We start from the raw sequence: 21,265 nt of genomic DNA, 5'->3' as shown, positions 1-21,265 counted from the left end.
CCAGAATCAGTGCATAAGATAGGTTATGCAAACGGTGGACTTTGCCCCACATCAACGGTATGATGTGACACATAAGCGAAAGGTGGGGCGAATATGGAGTATATTCAAGGATTTGAAGCGCATTTACGGAGCAAGGATCGGAGCGAGAACACGGTTTCCTGCTATATTCGGGACGTGTTACAGTTCATAGCGTGGTATCGGGGCAAGACGGAATATGGATTGGATCAGTGGATTGAATTGGATGGAGTGGAGTACAAGAAATATCTGCAAAGCACTAACCAAGCGATACTGACCATTAACCGTAAGATTGCCAGTATCAACGTATTTGCACAATGGATGCATCATCAAGGATATATAAAGGAAGAAATACATATCGAAGCGGTCAGGAACAAGGTCGTTCGGCAGTATAAGGGTCTTGAGGAAAAGGATTTGTGGAAGCTGCGGAATGAAATTCACCGTATGGGAAATCGGCTGCACATTTGTATGATCGAATTATTGATAGGAACAGGGATACGGGTAAGCGAATTGGTTGGCATCAAGCTGAAGGATATTGAGATAAGTGAACGCAAAGGTTTATTGAGGATACTTGGCAAAGGAAATGCCTATCGAACCATACCGATGAATAAGGATGTGCGAAAAGCCATTACCCGATATCTTGAAGCCAGACCACAAGTTGAATCAGAATATCTATGTATGGGGCAGCGAGGGCCTTTGGAGAGAAATGCGATTAACCTGATCCTGAACAAATACGGAAATCGGGTCAATGTGAAGGTCACACCACATATGCTCAGACATACACTTGGCTATAAGCTGGTGAAGACGACTCCTTTGACGACCATCCAGCAAATCCTTGGACATGATCACGTAGCAACAACCAATATCTATACGCTGACGACACAGCAGGATATGGAACTAGCCTTGGCAAATATCGAGTGGTAAGCAGCCACTCTTTTTGTCGTGGATGGAGGGGGGCTTCTATATGTAGAAACAGAGCCGCCAGCAAAGGGTGCAGAAATTTTTGTGATGATTTTATAGTGAATTTGAGAAAGGAGTTATACCGATTGAAACGATAAATCAAGAAGAACAGCGTCAAGCTGAGCTACTTAAGCAGTATATGGAGAAGCATTTTAAACCACCGAAAATGAAACAACTAATTGAAACGTTCTCTTTCTCTGAACTAAGAAAGCTTATTGGTGAGATGGACATTGAATTTTTCGCTTTAGCCTATTTCCCTAAATATTTTGATCGAGCATTTGGCAAGTTTCATCGTGAGCTATTCACGGAATTAAGACATATGCTTGGAAATACAGGACTGATAACGGCTTTCGGCCTCCCTAGAGAGCATGGAAAGTCAACGATCAGTTCCTTTTTATTTCCGTTGTATGCTACACTTTATGATAAATCACAGTTTACACTGATTATATCTGCGACAGAGCAAATTGCATTGCCGTTTTTGGATATGATCAAAGATGAGCTAGAAACGAATCAGATGCTGATTGAGGATTTCGGTATCCGTAAAGGTAGTCGCTGGAACAACAATGAGATTTGGCTGAAGAGTAAAGGTGGACTGGACTCCTGCATTATGATTCGTGGCATAGATGGTAGCTTGAGAGGTATTCACTATAAGCATCACCGTCCTACCTTGGTTCTAATGGATGATTTGCTCAAGGAAGATACAGCACGATCCGAAGCCAAACGAGAACAGATTAAAAATACGTTTACGGATGTTATTCTACCTATTGGCACAAGGGATACGAATATTCTAATCTGTGGAACCATTCTCAATGAAGAAGATATCATGGCCGATCTGCTCAAGGGTAAAATCCCAGGTGTGCGAAGTGTTCGTAAAGCAGCCGTGCTTCAGTTTTCAGAACGAGACGATTTATGGTCAGAGTGGGAGCGACAATATAATAATCTCCAAGACGAGGATAGGATCAATACGGCTTTGTCTTTCTTTATGGCCCATGAAAAAGAAATGCTAGAGGGTACGAAAATCCTGTGGAGCGAGTATTTGGACTATTATTATTTGATGTGCAAGAAGCAAGCTATGGGTGAAAAGTCATTTTTTAAAGAATTACAAAACGATCCGCGTTCAACAGACGAATACATATTTCAGAATCTCATGTATTGGGACAGGTTGCCTGAGTTTGAGGAAATGGAACTTGCCATGTACATTGATCCAGCCATTAAAGCTGGGAAGAAAAATGACTATTCGGCTATTTCAATTATTGGGCAACACAGGAAGACAAAGCAGATGTATGTGGTTGACGGTAACATTTATAAGTTGTTGCCGGATAGTTTGTTTCAAGTAGCGATTGAAAAATTAAAGCTTTATCCTGTAGATAAGCTGGGCTTTGAAGTCAATCAGGCACAAAGCTATATGAAGCAGAAATTTGAAGAAGAGTTATGGAAAGTGAAGATACATACACCCGTAGAAAGTGTCCATTCCAAGGGGCAGAAGCATGAACGTATTATTAGCTTGGAGCCGGAAGTGAAGAAGGGTCATATTCTGTTCAATTCAGATAACCTCAGATACAACCATCAGGTAAAGGACTACAATCGAAATTGTACATATGATGACGCTCCAGATAGTTTATATGGGGCTGTTCAATTGATTCAGTCTGTGAAAAGTCTGAAATTTTATGATCGCAGTTTGTTATTTTGAGGGTTTTGCTAAAAACTCATTCTTTATTTTGATCCAATCTCGTTAAGCTAACGGTCAGTTATGCGTGGTGTTAGTGAGTCGCTTCGAAGGAGATTATAGCTTATTCATGTTATGATTAGGGCTTAGAATATTCAAGTGGGATACATACATATTTAGGAGGGAAATAGTGTGACTGAAAGATTTCGATTAGAACACGTTGAATTAGAAGATCATTTAGATGAGAACAGATTGTCTGGATTTGGTTTACTTGCTTTATTCCAATGTCATGTTGAATACCATTTTAGTACTGAAGACATGAGTTTAGAGGAAGCAGAGTTATATATTCAAGAAGTTCTGAATCATTTGCCGGATGAAACCATTAACGAAATATGCAAGAAAGCATGCGAATGGAAAACCGTCAAAATGTCCAGTGATACGGCTGACTATCCTGGTGGCTTGGCCGAAGCTTATGGTAGGGATATTTTGGCCTTTATGTCCGTGGGGGAAGTTCATCTTTATCGAAATCCTTACGACAGAAACGATAATACATTTGGAGCAATTCTGGGTGGGGGCACGGAATGGGACTCTGAAAATGGTATGGAAATTGTTATACGGGGCAGTAAGGTTCTTGAGGTGCGTGAGTATTTAGGTTATGGCGAATTTGCAATTTGGAACGAAAACGATGGCAACGAATAGGCAAGCCTTGTGTCGCGGCTTAAAGGAGTCTTTAAATTATTTGTGAAATATGATTCAACTAACGGGGACACGTTAGTTCAACAAGGAACTACCTTATTAAAGGTGGTTCTTTTCTTTATTTAAGCAACAATTACATAGCCCATTTTGAAAGGAAGAACCTATTTGCAAATAACCGAGTCCATTATAATTGAATGTCTAAACGAACTCCAATCGGCTGCATTAGCCAAACAGAAATATTCAGATTACTACAATGGTCAGCATGCCATTTTCAAGAACTATGCGATGCAAGAAAGCCGAAGCAATCAAAAGCTCATTTTCAACTTTCCACGTAAGTTTGTAGATAATGAGGTAGGTTACCTATTGGGTAAGCCAGTAAACTATGTGTCCAAGTCAGATCAGGATGAAGCCATACATAATATAGATGTACATATGAGTCATTGGGACAAGGAGCATAATCTACAGCTTCGGAAACAATCCGAAATCTTTGGCGAGAGCTTTGAATTGAACTATATCGACTCCGATGGCCAGTTTTCAGCTACAGTATTATCCCCATTGAATGCCTATGTGTTGGAGGACGGAACAGCAGAACGAAATGTACTACTAGGACTACATAAATTTACGAGAAGGTTTGATAAGCAAGTGTATCTGGACGTGTATACCGATCATGAAATCCTACACTATACAATCAGTAGTGATGATAAAGGCAATCGGAGTAGGCAAAACCAATCACCCGAACTGAAATATATCGGTAAACATAATCACATCTTTGGAAGAGTCCCGCTTATCTCTTGTCCAGCCAATACGGAGAGAAAAAGTGGTTTCCATGATGTGATTTCTTTATTTGATGCCTATAACGTATTGAATTCCGATTTGGTCAATGAAATTGCAGATCATCGCAATGCCTATCTCGTGATTGAGAATGCAAAGCTGGAAGCTGAAGACTTATTGAATATGAAGAAGATGGGCATTATTCAGGTTCCGGGTGGAGGAAAGGTAAGTTGGCTTACGAAAGAGATTAATGATTCTTTTGTGAAAAATGAGTTGGATAACATTGAACGCAAAATTTTCGACATGATGGATCAGGTTAACTTCAATGAGAATTGGGCCAGCAATACCTCCTCCTTGGCGTTGAGAAATAAGCTGCTGAATTTGGAGAATCGAGTGGCAATGAGGGAAGCTTTGATGGAAAAGGCAATCAAGCAGCGTCTGCGTAACTTCTTCACCTTTCTGCACATTAAAGAAGGGATGCAATACGATTATCGGGATATCGCCGTGAAGTTTACTCGCAACTTGCCGACAGATTTGGTTGGGATGGCTGATGTGATTGTGAAACTGAAAGAAGTGGTCTCTCAGGAAACGTTGCTCACGTTGCTTCCGTTTGTCGAGAATCCTAAGCTGGAATTCAATAAATTTCATGCGGAGCAGCAACGATTAATTGCTACGGATAAGGAGGTATCAAATGCAGAATAAAAATAGGTTCAAGCGGCTGGTTAAGAATAATTGTGCATGTTATCTCGGAGCAAAGCATGGTATCCCAAACTATTGCTGTTTACAGGATGGCCCATGTGTATTTTTCGCTCAAGATGATGATCTGCCCCGTTGTAGCTATTTTGAAAATGGGGTTTTACCCATAGATGAAAAGTTAGAACGAGAATATAAGTCTGAACGTAATGTAGAGGTTGGGTTTAATACAGCGAAACCGAGGGTGAACTGTACACGTTGTGGAGGGACATTTTCGGCAAATTCGAATCGGCAGAAATATTGTGACAAATGCAGAGGTAAAACGAGAAAAGAAAATATTAGATTGCGCGTTCGGAAGTTCAGACAAAAAGACGGCTCGATGTAACGCTTTAGAGGTGGGAAAAGCCCTATAAACAAAGGGTTGAAATTAGGCAAAAATGAGGAGTTGGTATGTTCGTACCTTTTCGTCACTTTTGCGTTTTCTAAAGCGTTACATGATTGTCTTGAGCATGATATTCAATATGATACAGTTTCAGCATACATATACGTTTCTGAAGTTTAAGCAAACATGAGGCTGGAAGTAACGCTTTAGGCTATCCAAAAGCCGTATAAACAAAGGTTGAAAAATATGCAAAAGTGGGGAGTTGGTATGTTTGTACCTTTTCCTCGTTTTTGTGATTTCTAAAGCGTTACATTGCTGTCCTGAGCATGACATTAAACGGCTTAATTCAATACATACATTAGCGTGTTCGGTTCTACAGAGTCGAATAGGAAATAAAGGAGATTATCGAAAATGAATTTAGAACAAATGAAGCAGTTGATTGAAGAAAACCAAACGAATGAGGAATGGCAGACATATCTTCAGGGTTTGAATCCGTATAACGTGGAAGGGATAGAGAAATTCATTCAATCTAATAAGGAAGCAAAAAGTTGGTTCGATAGCACCGTGGACAAACGATCTGCTAAATCGTTGGAAACGTGGAAAGCAAATCGTCTGGAAAGTGTAGTAGATGCTGAGATCAAGAAGCGATTCCCGGCTAAGGATGAGAAAGAAATCGAAGTTGAGAAGCTACGTGCTGAAGTGGAGCACATGAAGCTGGAGAAGCAGCGTGAACGGTTAACCAGCCAAGCGATCAAAATTGCATCCGAAAAGAAACTTCCACTCCCGTTAGTGGATTTTTTTATTGGTGCAGATGAAGAAGCGACGACAGCGAATTTGGCTATGTTGGAACAATCGTTGCAATCGGCTATCCAACAGCAAGTCGAGCAAAGGCTCAAAGGAGATGGTTATACGCCTCCAGTTGGTTCAACAGGTAGCACATTTACATTGGATTCGATTAAAGGAATGTCCCCCAACGAGATTAATCAGCATTGGGATCAAGTCAAACAAGCATTACAAAACAAACAATAATCAATAGAAAAGGACAGGGTGATTAGAATATGACAGTACAACATTTTATTCCTACGATTTGGAGCGCACGTTTAAATGAAAGTTTGAAGAAAAATTTGGTGTACGGTAATGTGGTCAACACCGATTATGAAGGTGAGATTAAAGGTCAGGGTTCCACAGTGAAAATCAATTCGATTGGGGCGGTAACCATTGGCAACTATGATAAGGTGGCAGGAATCGGGAATCCGCAGGAACTGGATGCTACGCAAAAGACGTTGGTGATTGATCAGGCCAAGTATTTCAATTTTCAAGTGGATGATGTAGATGCTGCGCAAGCGAATGTGAATCTACTGGATGGTGGGATCGTGGAAGCTTCGTATGGACTAGCCAATGTGGTGGATCAGTATCTGGCTGGATTTTATACGGAGGTCAAAGCTGAAAATACGATGGGTAACGATGCAACGCCGATAATTCCTACAAAAGATACAGCCTATGATTTACTGATTGATTTAGGTGTGCTATTGGACGAAAATAATGTACCTGAATCGGAACGTTTTGTAGTGGTTCCTGCATGGTACTATGGCTTGCTGCTGAAAGATGCCCGTTTCACCAAAGACCCGAATCTTATCCGCACAGGCTATGTGGGAGATATTGATGGCATGACCGTTTATAAATCCAACAATGTGCCAAATACCGCAGGAGCTAAGTATAAAATTATTGCAGGTCATAAAAGTGCCATTTCCTTTGCAGGTCAAGTGGATTCGGTGGAAGCATTCAGACCAGAGAAACAATTTTCAGATGCAGTGAAAGGGTTGCAAGTATTCGGAGCCAAATGTATCAAGCCGGAAGCCATCACTGTACTTACAGCGAATAAGTCTTAATTGAAAGTAGATGATATGAGAACACATTATAATAGAAGAAACACGTTCGGGGTGTCGTTTTGGATGCCCTATTTTATTTTTTTGGAGGGTAATAAGATGTGGTTTTTGAATCAGGAAACAGGATGTATATGGGAAGTCACAGATCAGGAGTTGGTGTTGAGGTTACAGGCTAATGGGCATTATGAGCAGGTGAATGAGCCTAATCCAGATGAGATTGCAGAAGATGAACCTGTAACGAAAGCTCAAACAGTCAAGAATATGAAACGTACCGAGAAGGCACAGGTAAAGGAAGTACAGGAGGCAGCACATGAATGATTCATTGATTTTGATGAAACGATTATTAGGCATGGAACCAACGGACATATCCAAGGATGATATCCTAATCCACTATTTGAATAAAGCGAGGAGTAATATTTATGGCTATTGTAATGTCTTAACACTACCAGTGGAATATGATGAAGTCATGGTCGATTATGCTGTGTATCTTTATAAAAATAGGGATTCGGTTGGACTTATAACTAAGCAAGAAGGTGAACGCTCAGCTACCTATGAAACAGGGATTCCGACAAATATTCGACTGGCTCTTCCTCTGCCTAAAATCAAGGTCGGAACAGATTAATGTTCTACGATACGAAGTTGGAAATTTTAGATGCTGAATTCATACCTATTCGGTCAATGATGGCAGATGTACAACCTTATCGTAAAAGCTTTTCATTTGAAGATGGTTACACACTGGAGACTACATATCGAGCTTTCTGTCCACTGGAATCTTTATTGCTGTCGAACTGCTATATTCGAATTAGCGAAGATATTTTTATTATTTTGGATAAGAAGGAATGGAGTGATTATGTGGAGTTGTACCTGTATCGCTGCAAGCCAGATTTTGGTTTGGAGGTGGAGGAGTGACAAGGAGCCTAGAGCCGATGATAGATTTCTTCCTGCGAGAGAAAGGCGAGCTTGTACACATAAACGGTGTAAGACAGCTTGGTCTGATTCGAGATGCGACAGATACCATTCGGATGACCGATGAAAAAATTATTCGAGCAGCAACACCTTTACAAACAGGTGATATCGTAGATTATCGCTATGAACGATATTTAGTTATCAGTCAGGTGGATCGAAATGAACAGTCTTGTCGAGGCAGAATGAAAAAATGTAATCAACGGCTGGCTTTGAACTGGAACGGGCAGATAAAATGGATTGATGCTGTGGTGGAAGCCAGAACGTTTTCAACGGAAACAGGTAAAGTTATCTCAATGCCGGAGGGAAATATTATAGTTAGGCTACAGTACAGGACAACGCAGATACGAAGGGCATTACATTAAGCCAACGATTCTATATGACTCATCAGCCATTTAAAGTGACTGGAATTGACCGCACGATGAATGGCATCATCCAGTTAAGCTGCACATTGGATAGCATAAATACAGCTTATGATGACTTGGAAAATAACATCGCAGACCGATGGAAATATGAGATTGCTCATACCTACGCATTACATATCAATCACGGAACGATAACCTATGTACGGCTCAACGAAATAATACCGTTGAATGTGACCGCTACGGATAACGGGAATGAGATGGTTAATCCAGCCATAACTTTCATTTCAAGCGATCCGAATGTGGTTAGTGTAGATCAGCAAGGCCAGATTATGGGCATCGCTTTAGGACAAGCAAGCATCACCGCAAAACTAACGTATCATCCGACAGTACGAAGTACCATTGAATTGAGAGTCGTTGAAACGGGAACGCATATCTATTCGATAGCCATTATCGGCAATCCCATCCTCAAAACAGGACAAAGTGCATCATACTTCAGCCATATCTATGACAATGGAGTGGAAGTGTTTGACCAGTCGGTAGAGTGGAGCTTATGGAACCAAGATGATTCAATTCCGATCATGGGAAGCATAACAGCCAGCACAGGAAATAGTGTGACGATGAAAGCTGGAAGCAGTAGTGGAGCGAACAATAAAGCCCTTGTACTGACTGCCATCTTAGTAAGCGATCATAGCATTACTACAGAAAAGACCATTAGCCTTAAGAATTTATTCTGAGCATTATATCTATTGGCTTGCCTTAGAGGTGAGCCATTTTCATTTCAAAGGAGCCACATACATATGCAACGAAAATCTATTGATTACTTGCTCAGTCTGAGCCTATTGAAGCAATTGAGATCACAACATGTCATTACAGAAGAAGAATTTATAGCGATTGACCAGCTTAATAAAAAAATCTTTCAAGTAGCTATCACATGGGCAGAAATGGACTTGATGATGTGCCGCAAGCATTATACCATGTGACTGTATAAAGAAGATATCGAAGGGAGAAATACCTATGGCCCAAGCCGTAACCGCAAAAAAAGTCGTCGTCGTTCCCATTAAAACGATGGACATCGTAGAAGGAATTCAATCGATTCAAAAGAAGAAAGTCGCTGCCTATTGCCGGGTTAGTACCGATTCCGAGGAGCAAAAGGAAAGCTACACCAATCAGGTCAATCATTATACCCAATACATTCAAAACAACTTGGAATGGGAAATGGCTGATATTTACGCAGATGAAGGCATCACCGGAACCAACACTAAAAATAGAACTCAATTTAATCGGATGATACAGGATGCCCGAAACGGTAAGCTGGATCTCATTCTGGTCAAGTCGATTTCGAGATTTGCGAGAAATACACTGGATTTATTGAAATATGTACGGGAACTGAAAAGTCTCGGAGTTGCTGTATTCTTTGAACGGGAGAATATTAATACGCTGGATACCACAGGCGAAGTATTGCTGACCATCCTGAGTTCCCTTGCCCAAGATGAGAGTCGGAATATTTCCGAAAATAGTCGATGGGGAATATTGCGTGGCTTCCAAAACGGCAAAGTCTTCTGCAACACGACTCGCTTTCTCGGCTATGATAAGGATGAACATGGTGAACTGGTGATTAACGAGCCAGAAGCAGAGATTGTACGCAGAATATACGAGGAGTATTTGGATGGGAAAAGCTATCAGGCGATAGCCAGAGGTTTGATGCGAGATCACATTAAAACAGTCACGGGTGGCGATACGTGGTGGGATTCCTCCATTACCTTAATACTGACCAATGAGAAATATTACGGAGCTTTGCTTCAGCAAAAGACGGTAACGGTAGATTTTCTAACCCACAAACGAGTAAGGAATAAAGGACAAGAACAGCAATATTTAATTGAGGACAACCATGAGCCGATTGTATCCAAGGAACTATTTGAAGCGGTGCAAAAGGAAAAGGAATGGAGGGCCAAGTTGAAAGGTAATGTCATGGGGGATAGTAAAAGATACTCCAGTAAATATGCACTCAGTAGCAAAGTATATTGTGGATGCTGTGGGGCCATTTTTAAACGCCGAACCTGGAACAGCAATAATCTATCCAAAAAAGTAGTATGGCAATGCAAAACGTATGTCAATAAAGGTAAAGTAGCCTGTGATGCCAAATCAGTCGATGAACAAGTTTTACATTCCGCGTTTGTACGATTGTTCAATCGGATGTATGAGAATAAGAAAGGATTCATGAAGACGCTGAAAGCCAATATTGAATCGGCACTTTCCAGCAGAGTAGAACAAACATCGTTATTGGACATCGAAGGACAGATGCAACAATTGAAATCCGACCTGAAGGAATTAGTGAATCTCAAGCTACGGAATCAAATTGATGAAACGGTATATGATGAAGAAACGAACAGACTTTCCAGTGAACTCAACGAGCTACGACAACAGAAACTGACACTGGAGCAGGAGCATGAGCAGCAAGCGAAAATCAAGGAGCGTGTCGATGAAATCATTCAACTTTTAAACTTGCGGAAAGATATACTGGAACAATTTGATGATAACCTATTTAATGCGTTGGTGGAGAAGATAACCATTCTCTCACCAGCGCATTTTGTTTTTACCTTGAAAAGTGGACTGAGCATAGACGAAATCATAGGCTGAAACAATCAATAGGCTAACGAGTAACTGTGGAGTGCATGACGGGAAGAATCAATCGAATCCCGTCTTTAACTCCTTCCATATAGATGGACTGTTTGTCCTGACTTAGCTGATCGCCTATGGCTTCTTCCCATTCCGATAGCAGACGTTGAATATCTTCGTTTTGGTTGGTTTTGAATTGATCCATTTGAGTGAATAGATGCTCATCTTCTGATGAACATGAAGCCTGTTGTTCACTGGCGAGTTCTAATTGATAAAAACGTTGGCGTAATGCTTCTTGAAACCAATCTGGCCAATTTGACATAGTACATTTTCCCTCCCGTGGTTGAAGTGTGTGTATGTTAACTCTGATGGGGAGGGATGGCAAGTTATTGTTTTGTGCAGGAAAGATGGATTATTATGATTTTTTAACCTTTTTATTTTGATTATACAAAAAAGCTCATTCCTACTCATGATTCAAGTTGGAACAAGCTTTTTAAAGTTCATCAAGTGTTTGTTAATTTGTTCAGTGTTTGGTTTGTTGGTGGTATTGCACTCTTATTGTCGGAGTTAATAGCTCTATTTCAACTTTATGTTAATCTTCATAGTCATCTTCTACTTTAGGTATGAATGGAGACAAGAAAGGGTCTGTGTGTTCAGTCAATTCACCTCGAATTAATGTATGAACCCTAAATTCATTAAATAGTTTCATATCATCACTATCCCTTACATATAAAATTCCATATGAGCCGGGAGCAAACTCACCCACTCTTTTTAATAATTCTATGGGATTATGTTTAGCTGTAGGTTTATGATTATTAAGACCTGCTATCCAGAGTTGAAAATCTCCATTTACGGCTCTTAAATCCAAAACGCCAGAAGGCCAATCTAATTCATTCAAAAAGTTCTGTATCTCTTGAATGACTAAAATTAATTTTTCATCATCATCTTCAAATGAGGAACTTTCTCTAATGGTTGCCCACCCGTGATACTCAAACATTTCTTCTCATCCTCTCATGGTATAAGGGGTTTAGTATCAATAATTATTTCTACACCATATCTTTCGGCATATTCTTTAAGTTGTCTTAGCACTCTATCATCAGGCTTACCTTCAAAGTGAAAGTACGCTTTTCTGTTCGTCTCAATTGCTGCTTCAATCGTAGCTTTCGCTTGTTTTCTAAATTGCTTATCTAAACTGTTCAACGGTGGTTTGGTTTGAGCAATGTACTGGTCGCTTACCGTATCAAACTCACGTCCCTTAGGGTCATTGCTAAATTTAACTCTGGCTTCTCCACCTAGTTTTTCTGCTAACATATCAGCTGCTTCATCTTCCTTAGGAACCTTTACTAATTTCCCTGAATATTGTCCATTATTTGAATTTCCAGTTTTACCCGTCCCCTCAGGAGTTTTACTCGGATTCGTTGATTTAGGTGTCTCCTTAGGCCTACTAGAATTTGCCCCATTATAAATCGGCGAATCATTGAATTCATCAATCGGCTTGTTTACACCTGGGCCACCTTTTGGGTTGGGTTTTACAGGCGGATTCTCTACAATAGGTGGTTGGCTGGGCCTAGCAGGAGGCCTTCCAGCAGTCCCCATACCGATACGAGCTCCTACAACCCCATAAGTCGTGTCTTCGACTAAATCACTTAGACCTGTCCTCTCCATGTAATCTCCGGATTTTTGTCCGATGAAGCCCTGATTGTATCGAGCAATGAGTGCATCTATTTTCTCTTTGTCCAACTCAATAGCATTTGTTGAGTCTACTCCCATAGCTACTAATCCATTTTCTATGGCATTTAGGGTTCCTTCATCCCATACTTGTGTTCGCTTTGTGTTGACGATGCGCTGGATGGCAGCCATTTTATTGGGGTCTTTAATATCATACAGTGATAGTTTGCGCTGCATTGTAATTTCAGTGCGTAGTGCTTGCTCAGCTTGCTTTAGCTTACCTTCATCCTGCCACCAGTTGGCTGTAAAATAATCAGTTTGATTCCAATATGAAGTATACTCCTTAGTTTTTCTTTCTCTCCATAGTGCAAGTTTTGAATTCTCATGTTTCTGTGTTTGCGCTGCCTGAAGGCGTTGTTTTTTCGTATAATCTCTGAGCATTTTATCTCGAACACTTTTAGGAATCTGCTGGTAGGCATGAGCCATAGCATTCGACTCTTTCAGCAGGTTCTGAATCAGCTCCAGTGGGCCTCCAGAATTCGCTACATGACGTGCACTCGTATATGCTTTTCCTAAAATCCACTTGCTATAGTAGGCTTGTCTTGCTTGCTCATGTTCGTATTGACTGATTAGTCCTTGGAGTGCTAAGCCAGCCAAGTGTTTGAGCGGGTGCAACCCCGTTTCTTTACTGCCTCCAACCGTTGGCGTTCCTTTACTACGAATAGGGATGGCTCCTGTTGCTTGTAACACCGTTGCCGCCACTTTACCTGCTGGCCCACCCACCGTATTCAACATCACACTGGCTACGTTCCCTACTGCTGGAATGGAGCCTAACAGTTTGGATATCGTCCCCATCAAAGCATTAGCCTTCTGAAGCTCAGCTGGAGTCGTAATTTTTGCTTTAGGAGTAGGGGCTTGGCTGCTCTTTGCTGCTGATTGGGCTGCTTCATATGCTTTTATACTCATTAACGGCGGTTCAGGCACAGGAGGGAGGTCAGCCACGAAAACAGGAGCTTTCACCGTACCTTCCTGATAAATCACTGGAGCTTTGGTATCTGTCTCACCATCCAGCACCATGCTACTTTCTCCACCTTTGAGATACAGCGCCGTTCCAGCTTCCAGCGACAGTTCCTCACCTGCATCAAGCTTCACATGACCACCCTGAATCTGTACATCCCCCGGACTGTTAATGGTAATGCCACCATCTTCATTTAGTGTAATGGAAAATCCATCCGAGGTGGACAGGGTCAGTTCTTGCTCAGACATTTCTACGCCGCTACCTTGCACATGTTGCCAAACCTTCACATTCGGCTGTCCATTTGCGTGGCGTTGTTGTCGTAGCGAATCCGTCACATAGGCATCCTGTTCGCGGTGTGTAGGCAGATACAGTTCGATCTGTTCCCCGATTTCAGGCATATCGTACCAACCGCTATGTTCTTCGGCTACATATCGAGTCGCTACGGGAAACCAGCAGGCTTTGGCAGGATCTTGCTTCGGGTCGATGTCCAGTTGAAGCTGTACGAAATCCTGTTGTACCTTGAGCACCGTTCCTGTCAGCGAAATCCCGGTAGCCTGATCGTTTTCATACCGGGCATAGCGAATATTCTGTTCCGCTTGGAGATCATAACGGGTACGCAGTAAGCCATCCTCTAACCGTGTCACTGCCCGAACGACGACCAACTCTTTGCCTTGTCCAATGGGTAACGTGATGAGGTCACCCAGCGCATAATATTGCAAACTTTCAATCGTATAGGTGACATACGAGCCAGCACGTTCTCCCGGCTTTTCGGCATCCAGTTCATGAAACGTTTTCCGTACCCGATAAAATACATCTCGTTCCACTTTGTGCTGTTTGCCTTCTGGCATCCCGAAAAAAACTTTGGGTGAGGCTGCGGTTACCTCTGGCACAAGTACGGAGCCAAAGCGGGAAGCAAGACGCTTTAAAAAAGCCCAATCCGTCTCCTCATATTGTAAAACAAAAGTATCCAGTTTGGCATAATTAGTTATGGTATCAATGGCGTCTCCATACTCATATTTACGAACCATCGAGGTGACCAGATCATCATAAGTGCGGTGAATATCTTGGTAGGAACGTTTTTTCAGCTTGATATCCATTTGATAGGAATGGGAAGCGGCTTCCAATTCAAAGGTGTATACTCCCCGTGTGCAATTCACAGACATTTGCGTAACAATCCCGTGAAACAGTCTTCTTAGCGATTGTCCTTGATCATCCAACTGACGAATCACAATCGGCTCTTGCTCCATATTTTGTCCGATGCATGCGGCTCCCTGTTCTTCGGAGAGCATACCACAGATATGTAAAAAGGTATGATCATTAATGGTACGTGTTATTTGAAGTTGATCGATGTGTTGCGGCTGAAAGGGACCATAAAAGCGTAGGCTTTCATATCCGATCCCATCTGATAATAGGCTCAAGTGAGTTCATAACTCCTTTCTAGATGTGATGGCTGATTACAAAAGTAAAGTGCAGCATTTTAAGACCCATATGTATCACTGAGTTTGTTGGGTACAAAGTTACGAGAGGTGATATTTAAATAACAGTCCAGCATATGTATTTATCGGTTAAAAGAGAGATTTAGTTTACAGAATGCCCCATTCGTTGGGTTATTTTCAATGTGTAATACTGGAAGCAGGAGATATGGGAGGGGGGAAAGCTGAAAGTAATTTTGAGCAATTGTCTTTCAAAGTCAGGAACTGAGCTGATTTAATTGTGATTGTGGATTCGGGTAAATTAAATACAGGTTCATATGGAATTAGCGGGATTGGTAGAAGTGAAGGGAGAACGGGCATCAACTGGAAAAAAGGGTGTTGTGGGAAGGAGTAGGTTTTGATAGTATAGGTAATATATATAATAAAAAGGAATATATCCCTTTCATGGTCTCGACACATGTGGAGTGCGTGGTAGTAATATATCGAGATAAGAAGCATTGATTTATGAGAGATTAAGAGCAACTTGAATATGTTCCTGCATTCAAAAAAACGCTTAAGGGTTGAGTGCGGGAACATATTTTATTTACATACATAAGGAAGACGAGAAATGGGATGTATTACGAAATAATTTTGAGGGGTATTTTGCCTTAGTATTTGGCAAAATGGAGTCGGATTTGTTCGCTCATCCTGGTCGGTTGATCTTAGATCGTGTCCATAAATGTTGATGGTTATGCTAATATTAGGATATCTTATCAAATAGGGAGTGTGTATATGAATATAAATGAATTGCATGATTATCTACGTAAAGAGGGGTGTACACCTCTGGATATGACGAAAATCCAACCAAACCAACTATGGAGGTATCAAAATTTCGAACAATTGTGCAAAAATCATGTAGATACTGCAAACGATCCCGCAGTTCTTATCCAAGCGAACACGAGGAAGTTCCACTTCACCTACATAGATGATGACACCCTTAACGCCTTTGCTTTAGCCTATAAAGACGTTGATGTTATTGGTCTTAATAAAGGTACGGTTCAGGTTATCAATTCCTATTTTACCAAAGCAGTAAATGAGGAAATCTTTCCATGGGTTAACACGCTGAAAAGTAGAGAGTTACTGGCAGAACTTTTGTTGAATATGGCAGTAGAATTTGTTATTTTACACGAATTGGGTCATCACTTTAATGGGCATTTGCTAGCTAACGATCTTCTTAGCTTTAGGAAAATGAGAGCACCAAACGAAATGGAATTAGAGAGTAGAGCCATCGAAATGGATGCGGACGCATATGCAACGACTAGGTCTTTCAGTAAATACCTGGAACAAGCTATCGAAAAACAGATACCTATCGTTGCTCGAAGTAAAATTGACTTGTTACGCTACTGGGTGTTCGCTACCCATTCCTTTTTCTTCTTATTTGAAAGCACGATTCTTGATTATAATAAAATGCGATTAGAAGAATACTATCCTCGTATAATTAGACAAGCACTGAATATGGAAACCTCATCGAGGATAGTGGGGATTAAAGAAATGGATTTTCTTGCAGAGTATGAAGAAGTATTGAATGAATCCTTCATTTTGGCAGAAAATATATTTACTCTTATCGATAATGATAGTGCAAGTGTGAGGGCAGTAGAAGTTACCAATATTCTTGATCCCAGAGTTCTCACATACATGAACGAAGTTGATGATTATTATCAGAATGTTCTTCTTCCTAAGCTTAAGCCGTATGCACGGCACAGGTTGTACGATAAAACCGATTATTGATAATAAATCTAAACCGTTCCATAGTGTGCTGATGAATACAGAAGACAGTAAAGGGAACGCCAGATTAGTTTATATAATAAAAGAGATAGCAACCGCAAACATGTTTGACCGTGCAGCGGAGATCGCAAAATTTAAATTGGAGACCGAAGTTGAAATAGTGCAGTGGTGTGGGCAAGACGTTTAGGTGCGGTAAAAGTATACCTGGACCATGGACAGGTGAGCTTAGCTAGTAAGATTTTGGGGGTTCATCATATAGATGGAGAAGTGTAATAAATTAGCTTCGGGGCGATTTTTGATTATTAGAATAAGCTGAAATCAATAATCAACAACTAATAACATGAGTTTTTAGGTAGTTTAAGATTTTTTGGTTGTGTTAATCTAGTTGGGGTGACAATTCCTTAGTGAAATTATTCGTCATTCAATATTCCTTCGGCCACAATCAGGTTTTGTTTTCACTCTATACTTCTCATCCCACGAGAATATATTATTTATGCACACAAGTCACGAGAAGTCGGAGGTGTTGATATATCGAGAGTATTGAAAATAAGAATTGAAAAGTAATCTAAATATGTTCCTGCGTTCAAAAGACATAAATGTGGTAAAATAGACCTGCAAGAACGATAATTCCCAAAATGATAAGGAGGAAATAGCATGCATGACATTTTCATTAAAGCTATACATGAAAGAAGGAAGATACTAGTAACGTTTTTTTCCAATGAAGATGGGCATACGTTAAAGCGTGAATGCGCACCTTTTGATTATGGACCAAGTAACAAATTTAAAGATAAGTCTCCCCGATATCATATGTATGATTACACAAGTGACTCAGGGAGTCATGTATTAAGTATACTACCAGGTCAACTAAAGGAAGTTACTCTAATGGAAGAAAACTTTGACCCATTAGATTTAGTTTCTTGGACCCCTAAGTGGCATGTCCAAAGAGATTGGGGAAGAGTTTCTTAGTGTAGTATAATAAATGGGGATTTTAGTGAAATAAAATATTTGTTATCCACTTATCAGAATTAGTAGAAAATCAGGCCCTTGGTACTATTCAAGGGCTTTTTTTTGTTCCATATATCCCCATGAATATGCTATAGTGTAAGAAATAAAGAAGAATTATGCAATATTTAGTAGGAGAATGGTTGGGTGTTGTTTCGTTAGCCGTGGGTATATAGTCCTTTAACGAAAGCTGAAATATTCCAATGAGGTGAAAACGGTTGGCAAGAACGTATTATGCAGAAGGCAGACAGGTTGCTTATGTATTGAGAGGGCTATTTATTATAGTCGGACTTACTATTTATTTTAATATACCTGGTCTACACTGGGGATACCTTTTTGGTATCTTACTTGGCTCTGTGATTCTGGGAGAAATTTTTGGAACAATGTGGACACGAAAGCGACGACAGAAAAAGAAAGCGGAGAAGACTAGTGGCTCAAGGAATACCGCTAGGAGCAGAATTACTAGCACGAACAGTGGGGTACGCAAGGCTAATGCGAAAACAACGAGTAAAAAGCTGACTGATGCACAGATTCTCCAAGCTGATATAGAGATACTATCAGGGACAGATTTTGAGCGATTAATGGAGCTTTATTATATAGATCAAGGTTACTCAGTACAACGAGTTGGCGGGTCAGGTGATCATGAAGTTGATTTGATCTTGAAAGGCAAGGAAGGCTATAAAATTGCAGTTCAGTGCAAACGTTGGAAACGTGATGTCGGGAATGATATTGTACTCCGGCTCAAGGCTGGGAAGCAGGTACATGGTTGCTATGATGCTTGGATTGTGACGACGAGTAATTTTACCAAGGCTGCTAAAGAGGCGGCAGATAGGTTGAACATTAAATTGATTAATGGTGTGGCGTTGGCTGATAGGCTAAAGAGGTGGAAAAAATGAAACAATAATAGACCGATTGTCAACCCAAGTGCGATAAAGATAACGTGAGTTAAGGTACTTTATTGGTTTATTTTATAAGAATTACGGGGCTTTGTTATCGGCTATCGCAAGGAGGAACATTCATGGCAATGTATGCTTACAAGGATGCCGCTAGAACAGTAAAGATACTAGCAAGAGACGCACAAAAGCAAGACAAAAGTAATCGTTATTATTGTCCAAATCACAAATGTGATGCTCATATGTTTATACGAAATATTGAAGGTGTCTCTGCATCATATTTTGGTGCAATTCATTCTCATGGACATATAAATAATTGTCCACATGGTGTTTCAAATAGATTTAACCCAAATGACTATGATGAAGATACATTCGAGTTTGACAATGCATTATTAGCATTAACTATGCTAGGCATGTCGCAGACTAAAAAAGAATTGCCGGGAGAACATGGGAGTGGTAATGCAAAAGCATCGCCACCGCGCACAATACGGCAGATATATTCAATGTGTAAAGCCCATGACTGTTCTGATACATATAACGGTGTAAAAATTGGGAAAATGCTGTTGGATAATAGAAGCGCCTACATGTACCCTAAAGGTGTGTTCGGATGGAGAATTATTGAAGCCAAGTGCAAAAGACCACATTTTTATAACTCTATTAAGAAGGAAATTTCTCTAATTGCTTCTACTGCCGGAGAGGAATACACCTTCATATTAAAGTTTGAAAGCGAAAAGTTGTTTAAGGAGATAAAAAATGTTATTTTTTCAAACAGGGAGTGCTTTACAGTTGTAGCTGGACAATGGAGTTCTTCAGGAACTTTTAATGTATTTTGTACTACGTTTTTGAGTAGAAAACAGTTAGCAATTATAAACTAGGTGGGATTATTAGTGGGAAATATCCACTCTTACTTTAGATGTGATGTGTGCGATCAAATAACATTAGTTCGTGCCCAATATGGGTGGCTAGACCGTCATCCTATTAGATATACCTGTGGACATTGTAATATTCTAATTAAGGGAATTGCCATACTTGACCAAGAAAATGCTGATTTTAGAATTGATATTGAAAATGCCTCTTTGGTTTCTCCAGAAAATGAAGCAGATTTTTATATTGAAACATCGGGAGAATTATTAACTGAAAAGTTACAATCTTTTGATTCTGAAACTCACTGGTTTATACCACCCCCTTTTTTTCAGGGTTTATGGGGTATGGGTGATCCAACTGATCCGCAAAGTAGTTATGAGAAGTTTGATAAATTTAAACAAAATGTAATTAGCTTTCTCTATAAAACAGAAAATGATTGGCCAAGAACAAGAAGAATAAATGAATTATGGATTAATGAGAATTATGAATACTTAGCTCAAGAAATCCGTAAGATCTTGCCTAAAAAGCAATTCCCAATGAACAATAAACTGGAACATTTACGTGGGGTTCATTTTGTTACGAGATTTTTCTTGCAAGATATTATTGATTACGAGCATAACGAACTAATATTCAAAGAAGTTAAGACTATTTTTGAGCAAAATCCTGCAAACCTAATAGAATTATCTAAGTATTTCCAAGGCCATTTTAGAAGATATGATAAACGAATATTACGTGCAATAGAACACTTTTCTGAAGTCTTCAGATTTTTAATTCCTGCATATGGACTTACTTATTACCACGAGATACCTGAAAAGTTGTTCGAAGAGAAGGGTATGACAACTGCTGCATTTGAAGATATTAAAGAATTTTATATTGATACGTATGAATTAGTGGCAGAGATCTTACCGATCATTGTTGGTTATAATAATTTAAAGTATCGCGGCGATTTTATAAAGATGTCTGATACAAAGCCTAAGTATGAGTTTGATAAGTTTTTTGAAGTCCCAAAGGGAAAGAAAGTGGAGTACATCAATAGGACTGAGGTATTTGATGATCTAATTGTTGAGGGTGCTGTTGATAATAAAATTCGAAATGCAATTGGACATAACACCTATGAGTTTGACGGAGTAAGCCAACTAATTAGATATGATCCTATAGGGAAGAACAAGCCGTCAGACATCCGATCAATCTATTTAGTTCAGTTTGCAGGAAAGTGCTTAGCTATTTTTCAGACTGTAGTTCATATTTGGGAATTGCTTTATCAAACAGAAAAAACTCTTTATGTGAGTCAAGGTATGAATTCAGTTGATCCGAATGTTTTTAATATTAGTTACCTTAAGCGAGAAGTAATGAGAAAAAAACAAATACGAAAAAAAAAGAAAAACGAGAAAAAAATGAAGAAAATGATTAAAAAACAGAGAAGAAACAGTTAAATATTACAATGATAAATTTGAACGTCGGTGATTATAGTATCTTTTACGTAATGTACAGGTAGAGATGGTAATTATTATTATGGCTCCTAAATGAGAAGTGGCAGGTTCGCTTATTTCAATTTAAAACTATATTATTGTGGTGCTCTACTATTCATGGGTGTTCATCGCTATAAATGA

General features: G+C 39.9%; 21 protein-coding genes. 18 read left to right on the top strand and 3 right to left on the bottom strand.

What is annotated here, in order from left to right; translation table 11 throughout:
- The first annotated feature begins 93 nt into the window (after window positions 1–93).
- The 13 genes from QMK20_RS18650 (at window position 94) to QMK20_RS18590 (ending at window position 11,034) form a co-directional block, all read left to right on the top strand.
- Entirely contained in the window at window positions 94–939 is an 846-nt protein-coding gene (locus QMK20_RS18650) for a tyrosine-type recombinase/integrase (protein ID WP_283652809.1), read from the top strand.
- A gap of 259 nt (window positions 940–1,198) precedes the next feature.
- A complete protein-coding gene (gene terL / locus QMK20_RS18645) occupies window positions 1,199–2,665 on the top strand; it encodes a phage terminase large subunit (RefSeq protein ID WP_283652808.1) in 1,467 nt (488 codons plus the stop codon).
- Window positions 2,666–2,833: 168 nt separating this feature from the next.
- The gene (locus QMK20_RS18640) at window positions 2,834–3,340 is read left to right on the top strand and encodes a DUF6985 domain-containing protein (RefSeq protein WP_283652807.1); all 507 of its coding nucleotides are present in this window, start codon (window positions 2,834–2,836) and stop codon (window positions 3,338–3,340) included.
- Window positions 3,341–3,502: 162 nt separating this feature from the next.
- Complete coding sequence (locus QMK20_RS18635) at window positions 3,503–4,810, top strand: phage portal protein (protein WP_283652806.1); 1,308 nt, start codon at window positions 3,503–3,505, stop codon at window positions 4,808–4,810.
- A 784-nt stretch (window positions 4,811–5,594) separates the two neighbouring features.
- A complete protein-coding gene (locus QMK20_RS18630; RefSeq protein WP_283652805.1) occupies window positions 5,595–6,212 on the top strand; it encodes a DUF4355 domain-containing protein in 618 nt (205 codons plus the stop codon).
- A gap of 29 nt (window positions 6,213–6,241) precedes the next feature.
- Window positions 6,242–7,072, top strand: coding sequence for a phage major capsid protein (locus tag QMK20_RS18625; RefSeq protein WP_283652804.1), 831 nt, complete (start codon window positions 6,242–6,244; stop codon window positions 7,070–7,072).
- Window positions 7,073–7,168: 96 nt separating this feature from the next.
- Window positions 7,169–7,387 (top strand): hypothetical protein, encoded by a 219-nt coding sequence (locus tag QMK20_RS18620; protein ID WP_283652803.1) that lies wholly within the window; start codon window positions 7,169–7,171, stop codon window positions 7,385–7,387.
- Window positions 7,380–7,691 carry a phage head-tail connector protein gene (locus QMK20_RS18615; protein ID WP_283652802.1) on the top strand — a complete coding sequence of 104 codons (312 nt, stop codon included), beginning with the start codon at window positions 7,380–7,382 and terminating at the stop codon, window positions 7,689–7,691. Before QMK20_RS18620 ends, QMK20_RS18615 begins: the two co-directional genes overlap by 8 nt.
- Window positions 7,691–7,978: a hypothetical protein gene (locus tag QMK20_RS18610; RefSeq protein WP_283652801.1), complete on the top strand. Its 288-nt coding sequence runs from the start codon at window positions 7,691–7,693 to the stop codon at window positions 7,976–7,978. The genes QMK20_RS18615 and QMK20_RS18610 overlap by 1 nt, the downstream gene beginning before the upstream one ends.
- Entirely contained in the window at window positions 7,975–8,397 is a 423-nt protein-coding gene (locus QMK20_RS18605; RefSeq protein ID WP_283652800.1) for a hypothetical protein, read from the top strand. The genes QMK20_RS18610 and QMK20_RS18605 overlap by 4 nt, the downstream gene beginning before the upstream one ends.
- 14 nt (window positions 8,398–8,411) lie before the next feature.
- Window positions 8,412–9,131, top strand: coding sequence for a hypothetical protein (locus tag QMK20_RS18600; RefSeq protein WP_283652799.1), 720 nt, complete (start codon window positions 8,412–8,414; stop codon window positions 9,129–9,131).
- A 63-nt stretch (window positions 9,132–9,194) separates the two neighbouring features.
- The gene (locus tag QMK20_RS18595; protein ID WP_283652798.1) at window positions 9,195–9,377 is read left to right on the top strand and encodes an SHOCT domain-containing protein; all 183 of its coding nucleotides are present in this window, start codon (window positions 9,195–9,197) and stop codon (window positions 9,375–9,377) included.
- A 34-nt stretch (window positions 9,378–9,411) separates the two neighbouring features.
- Window positions 9,412–11,034, top strand: coding sequence for a recombinase family protein (locus tag QMK20_RS18590; protein WP_283652797.1), 1,623 nt, complete (start codon window positions 9,412–9,414; stop codon window positions 11,032–11,034).
- Window positions 11,035–11,047: 13 nt separating this feature from the next.
- On the opposite strand, the gene QMK20_RS18585 is transcribed toward QMK20_RS18590, so the two are convergent.
- The 3 genes from QMK20_RS18585 to QMK20_RS18575 form a co-directional block, all read right to left on the bottom strand.
- Window positions 11,048–11,335 carry a hypothetical protein gene (locus QMK20_RS18585; protein WP_283652796.1) on the bottom strand — a complete coding sequence of 96 codons (288 nt, stop codon included), beginning with the start codon at window positions 11,333–11,335 and terminating at the stop codon, window positions 11,048–11,050.
- A 270-nt stretch (window positions 11,336–11,605) separates the two neighbouring features.
- On the bottom strand, window positions 11,606–12,010 hold the full coding sequence (locus QMK20_RS18580) for an Imm7 family immunity protein (RefSeq protein ID WP_283652795.1): 405 nt from the start codon (window positions 12,008–12,010) through the stop codon (window positions 11,606–11,608).
- Window positions 12,011–12,024: 14 nt separating this feature from the next.
- The gene (locus QMK20_RS18575; protein ID WP_283652794.1) at window positions 12,025–15,117 is read right to left on the bottom strand and encodes a restriction endonuclease fold toxin; all 3,093 of its coding nucleotides are present in this window, start codon (window positions 15,115–15,117) and stop codon (window positions 12,025–12,027) included.
- Window positions 15,118–15,903: 786 nt separating this feature from the next.
- On the opposite strand from QMK20_RS18575, the gene QMK20_RS18570 reads away from it, so the two are divergent.
- The 5 genes from QMK20_RS18570 to QMK20_RS18550 all read left to right on the top strand — a co-directional run bounded on the left by QMK20_RS18570 (window position 15,904) and on the right by QMK20_RS18550 (window position 21,088).
- On the top strand, window positions 15,904–16,899 hold the full coding sequence (locus QMK20_RS18570; RefSeq protein ID WP_283652793.1) for a M48 family metalloprotease: 996 nt from the start codon (window positions 15,904–15,906) through the stop codon (window positions 16,897–16,899).
- Window positions 16,900–17,550: 651 nt separating this feature from the next.
- A complete protein-coding gene (locus tag QMK20_RS18565) occupies window positions 17,551–17,862 on the top strand; it encodes a hypothetical protein (protein WP_283652792.1) in 312 nt (103 codons plus the stop codon).
- 254 nt (window positions 17,863–18,116) lie between these two features.
- Window positions 18,117–18,794, top strand: a complete 678-nt coding sequence (locus QMK20_RS18560; RefSeq protein ID WP_283652791.1) for a restriction endonuclease — start codon at window positions 18,117–18,119, stop codon at window positions 18,792–18,794.
- 122 nt (window positions 18,795–18,916) lie between these two features.
- Entirely contained in the window at window positions 18,917–19,666 is a 750-nt protein-coding gene (locus QMK20_RS18555) for a hypothetical protein (protein ID WP_283652790.1), read from the top strand.
- A gap of 12 nt (window positions 19,667–19,678) precedes the next feature.
- Window positions 19,679–21,088 carry a hypothetical protein gene (locus tag QMK20_RS18550; protein ID WP_283652789.1) on the top strand — a complete coding sequence of 470 codons (1,410 nt, stop codon included), beginning with the start codon at window positions 19,679–19,681 and terminating at the stop codon, window positions 21,086–21,088.
- Window positions 21,089–21,265 lie beyond the last annotated feature (177 nt).

Origin of the sequence: Paenibacillus sp. RC334, assembly GCF_030034735.1 — a bacterium.
Lineage (GTDB): Bacteria > Bacillota > Bacilli > Paenibacillales > Paenibacillaceae > Paenibacillus > Paenibacillus terrae_A.
Note: the sequence above shows the minus strand (reverse complement) of the source record. Positions and strands in the feature narration are given on the sequence as shown.

Bases quoted from the DNA above. Each gene is read 5' to 3' on its own strand.
- QMK20_RS18650 (WP_283652809.1), top strand. From the start codon at position 94: ATGGAGTATATTCAAGGATTTGAAGCGCATTTACGGAGCAAGGATCGG.
- terL (WP_283652808.1), top strand. From the start codon at position 1,199: ATGGACATTGAATTTTTCGCTTTAGCCTATTTCCCTAAATATTTTGAT.
- QMK20_RS18630 (WP_283652805.1), top strand. From the start codon at position 5,595: ATGAATTTAGAACAAATGAAGCAGTTGATTGAAGAAAACCAAACGAAT.
- QMK20_RS18625 (WP_283652804.1), top strand. From the start codon at position 6,242: ATGACAGTACAACATTTTATTCCTACGATTTGGAGCGCACGTTTAAAT.
- QMK20_RS18620 (WP_283652803.1), top strand. From the start codon at position 7,169: ATGTGGTTTTTGAATCAGGAAACAGGATGTATATGGGAAGTCACAGAT.
- QMK20_RS18615 (WP_283652802.1), top strand. From the start codon at position 7,380: ATGAATGATTCATTGATTTTGATGAAACGATTATTAGGCATGGAACCA.
- QMK20_RS18610 (WP_283652801.1), top strand. From the start codon at position 7,691: ATGTTCTACGATACGAAGTTGGAAATTTTAGATGCTGAATTCATACCT.
- QMK20_RS18600 (WP_283652799.1), top strand. From the start codon at position 8,412: ATGACTCATCAGCCATTTAAAGTGACTGGAATTGACCGCACGATGAAT.
- QMK20_RS18595 (WP_283652798.1), top strand. From the start codon at position 9,195: ATGCAACGAAAATCTATTGATTACTTGCTCAGTCTGAGCCTATTGAAG.
- QMK20_RS18590 (WP_283652797.1), top strand. From the start codon at position 9,412: ATGGCCCAAGCCGTAACCGCAAAAAAAGTCGTCGTCGTTCCCATTAAA.
- QMK20_RS18585 (WP_283652796.1), bottom strand. From the start codon at position 11,335: ATGTCAAATTGGCCAGATTGGTTTCAAGAAGCATTACGCCAACGTTTT.
- QMK20_RS18580 (WP_283652795.1), bottom strand. From the start codon at position 12,010: ATGTTTGAGTATCACGGGTGGGCAACCATTAGAGAAAGTTCCTCATTT.
- QMK20_RS18570 (WP_283652793.1), top strand. From the start codon at position 15,904: ATGAATATAAATGAATTGCATGATTATCTACGTAAAGAGGGGTGTACA.
- QMK20_RS18565 (WP_283652792.1), top strand. From the start codon at position 17,551: ATGCATGACATTTTCATTAAAGCTATACATGAAAGAAGGAAGATACTA.
- QMK20_RS18555 (WP_283652790.1), top strand. From the start codon at position 18,917: ATGGCAATGTATGCTTACAAGGATGCCGCTAGAACAGTAAAGATACTA.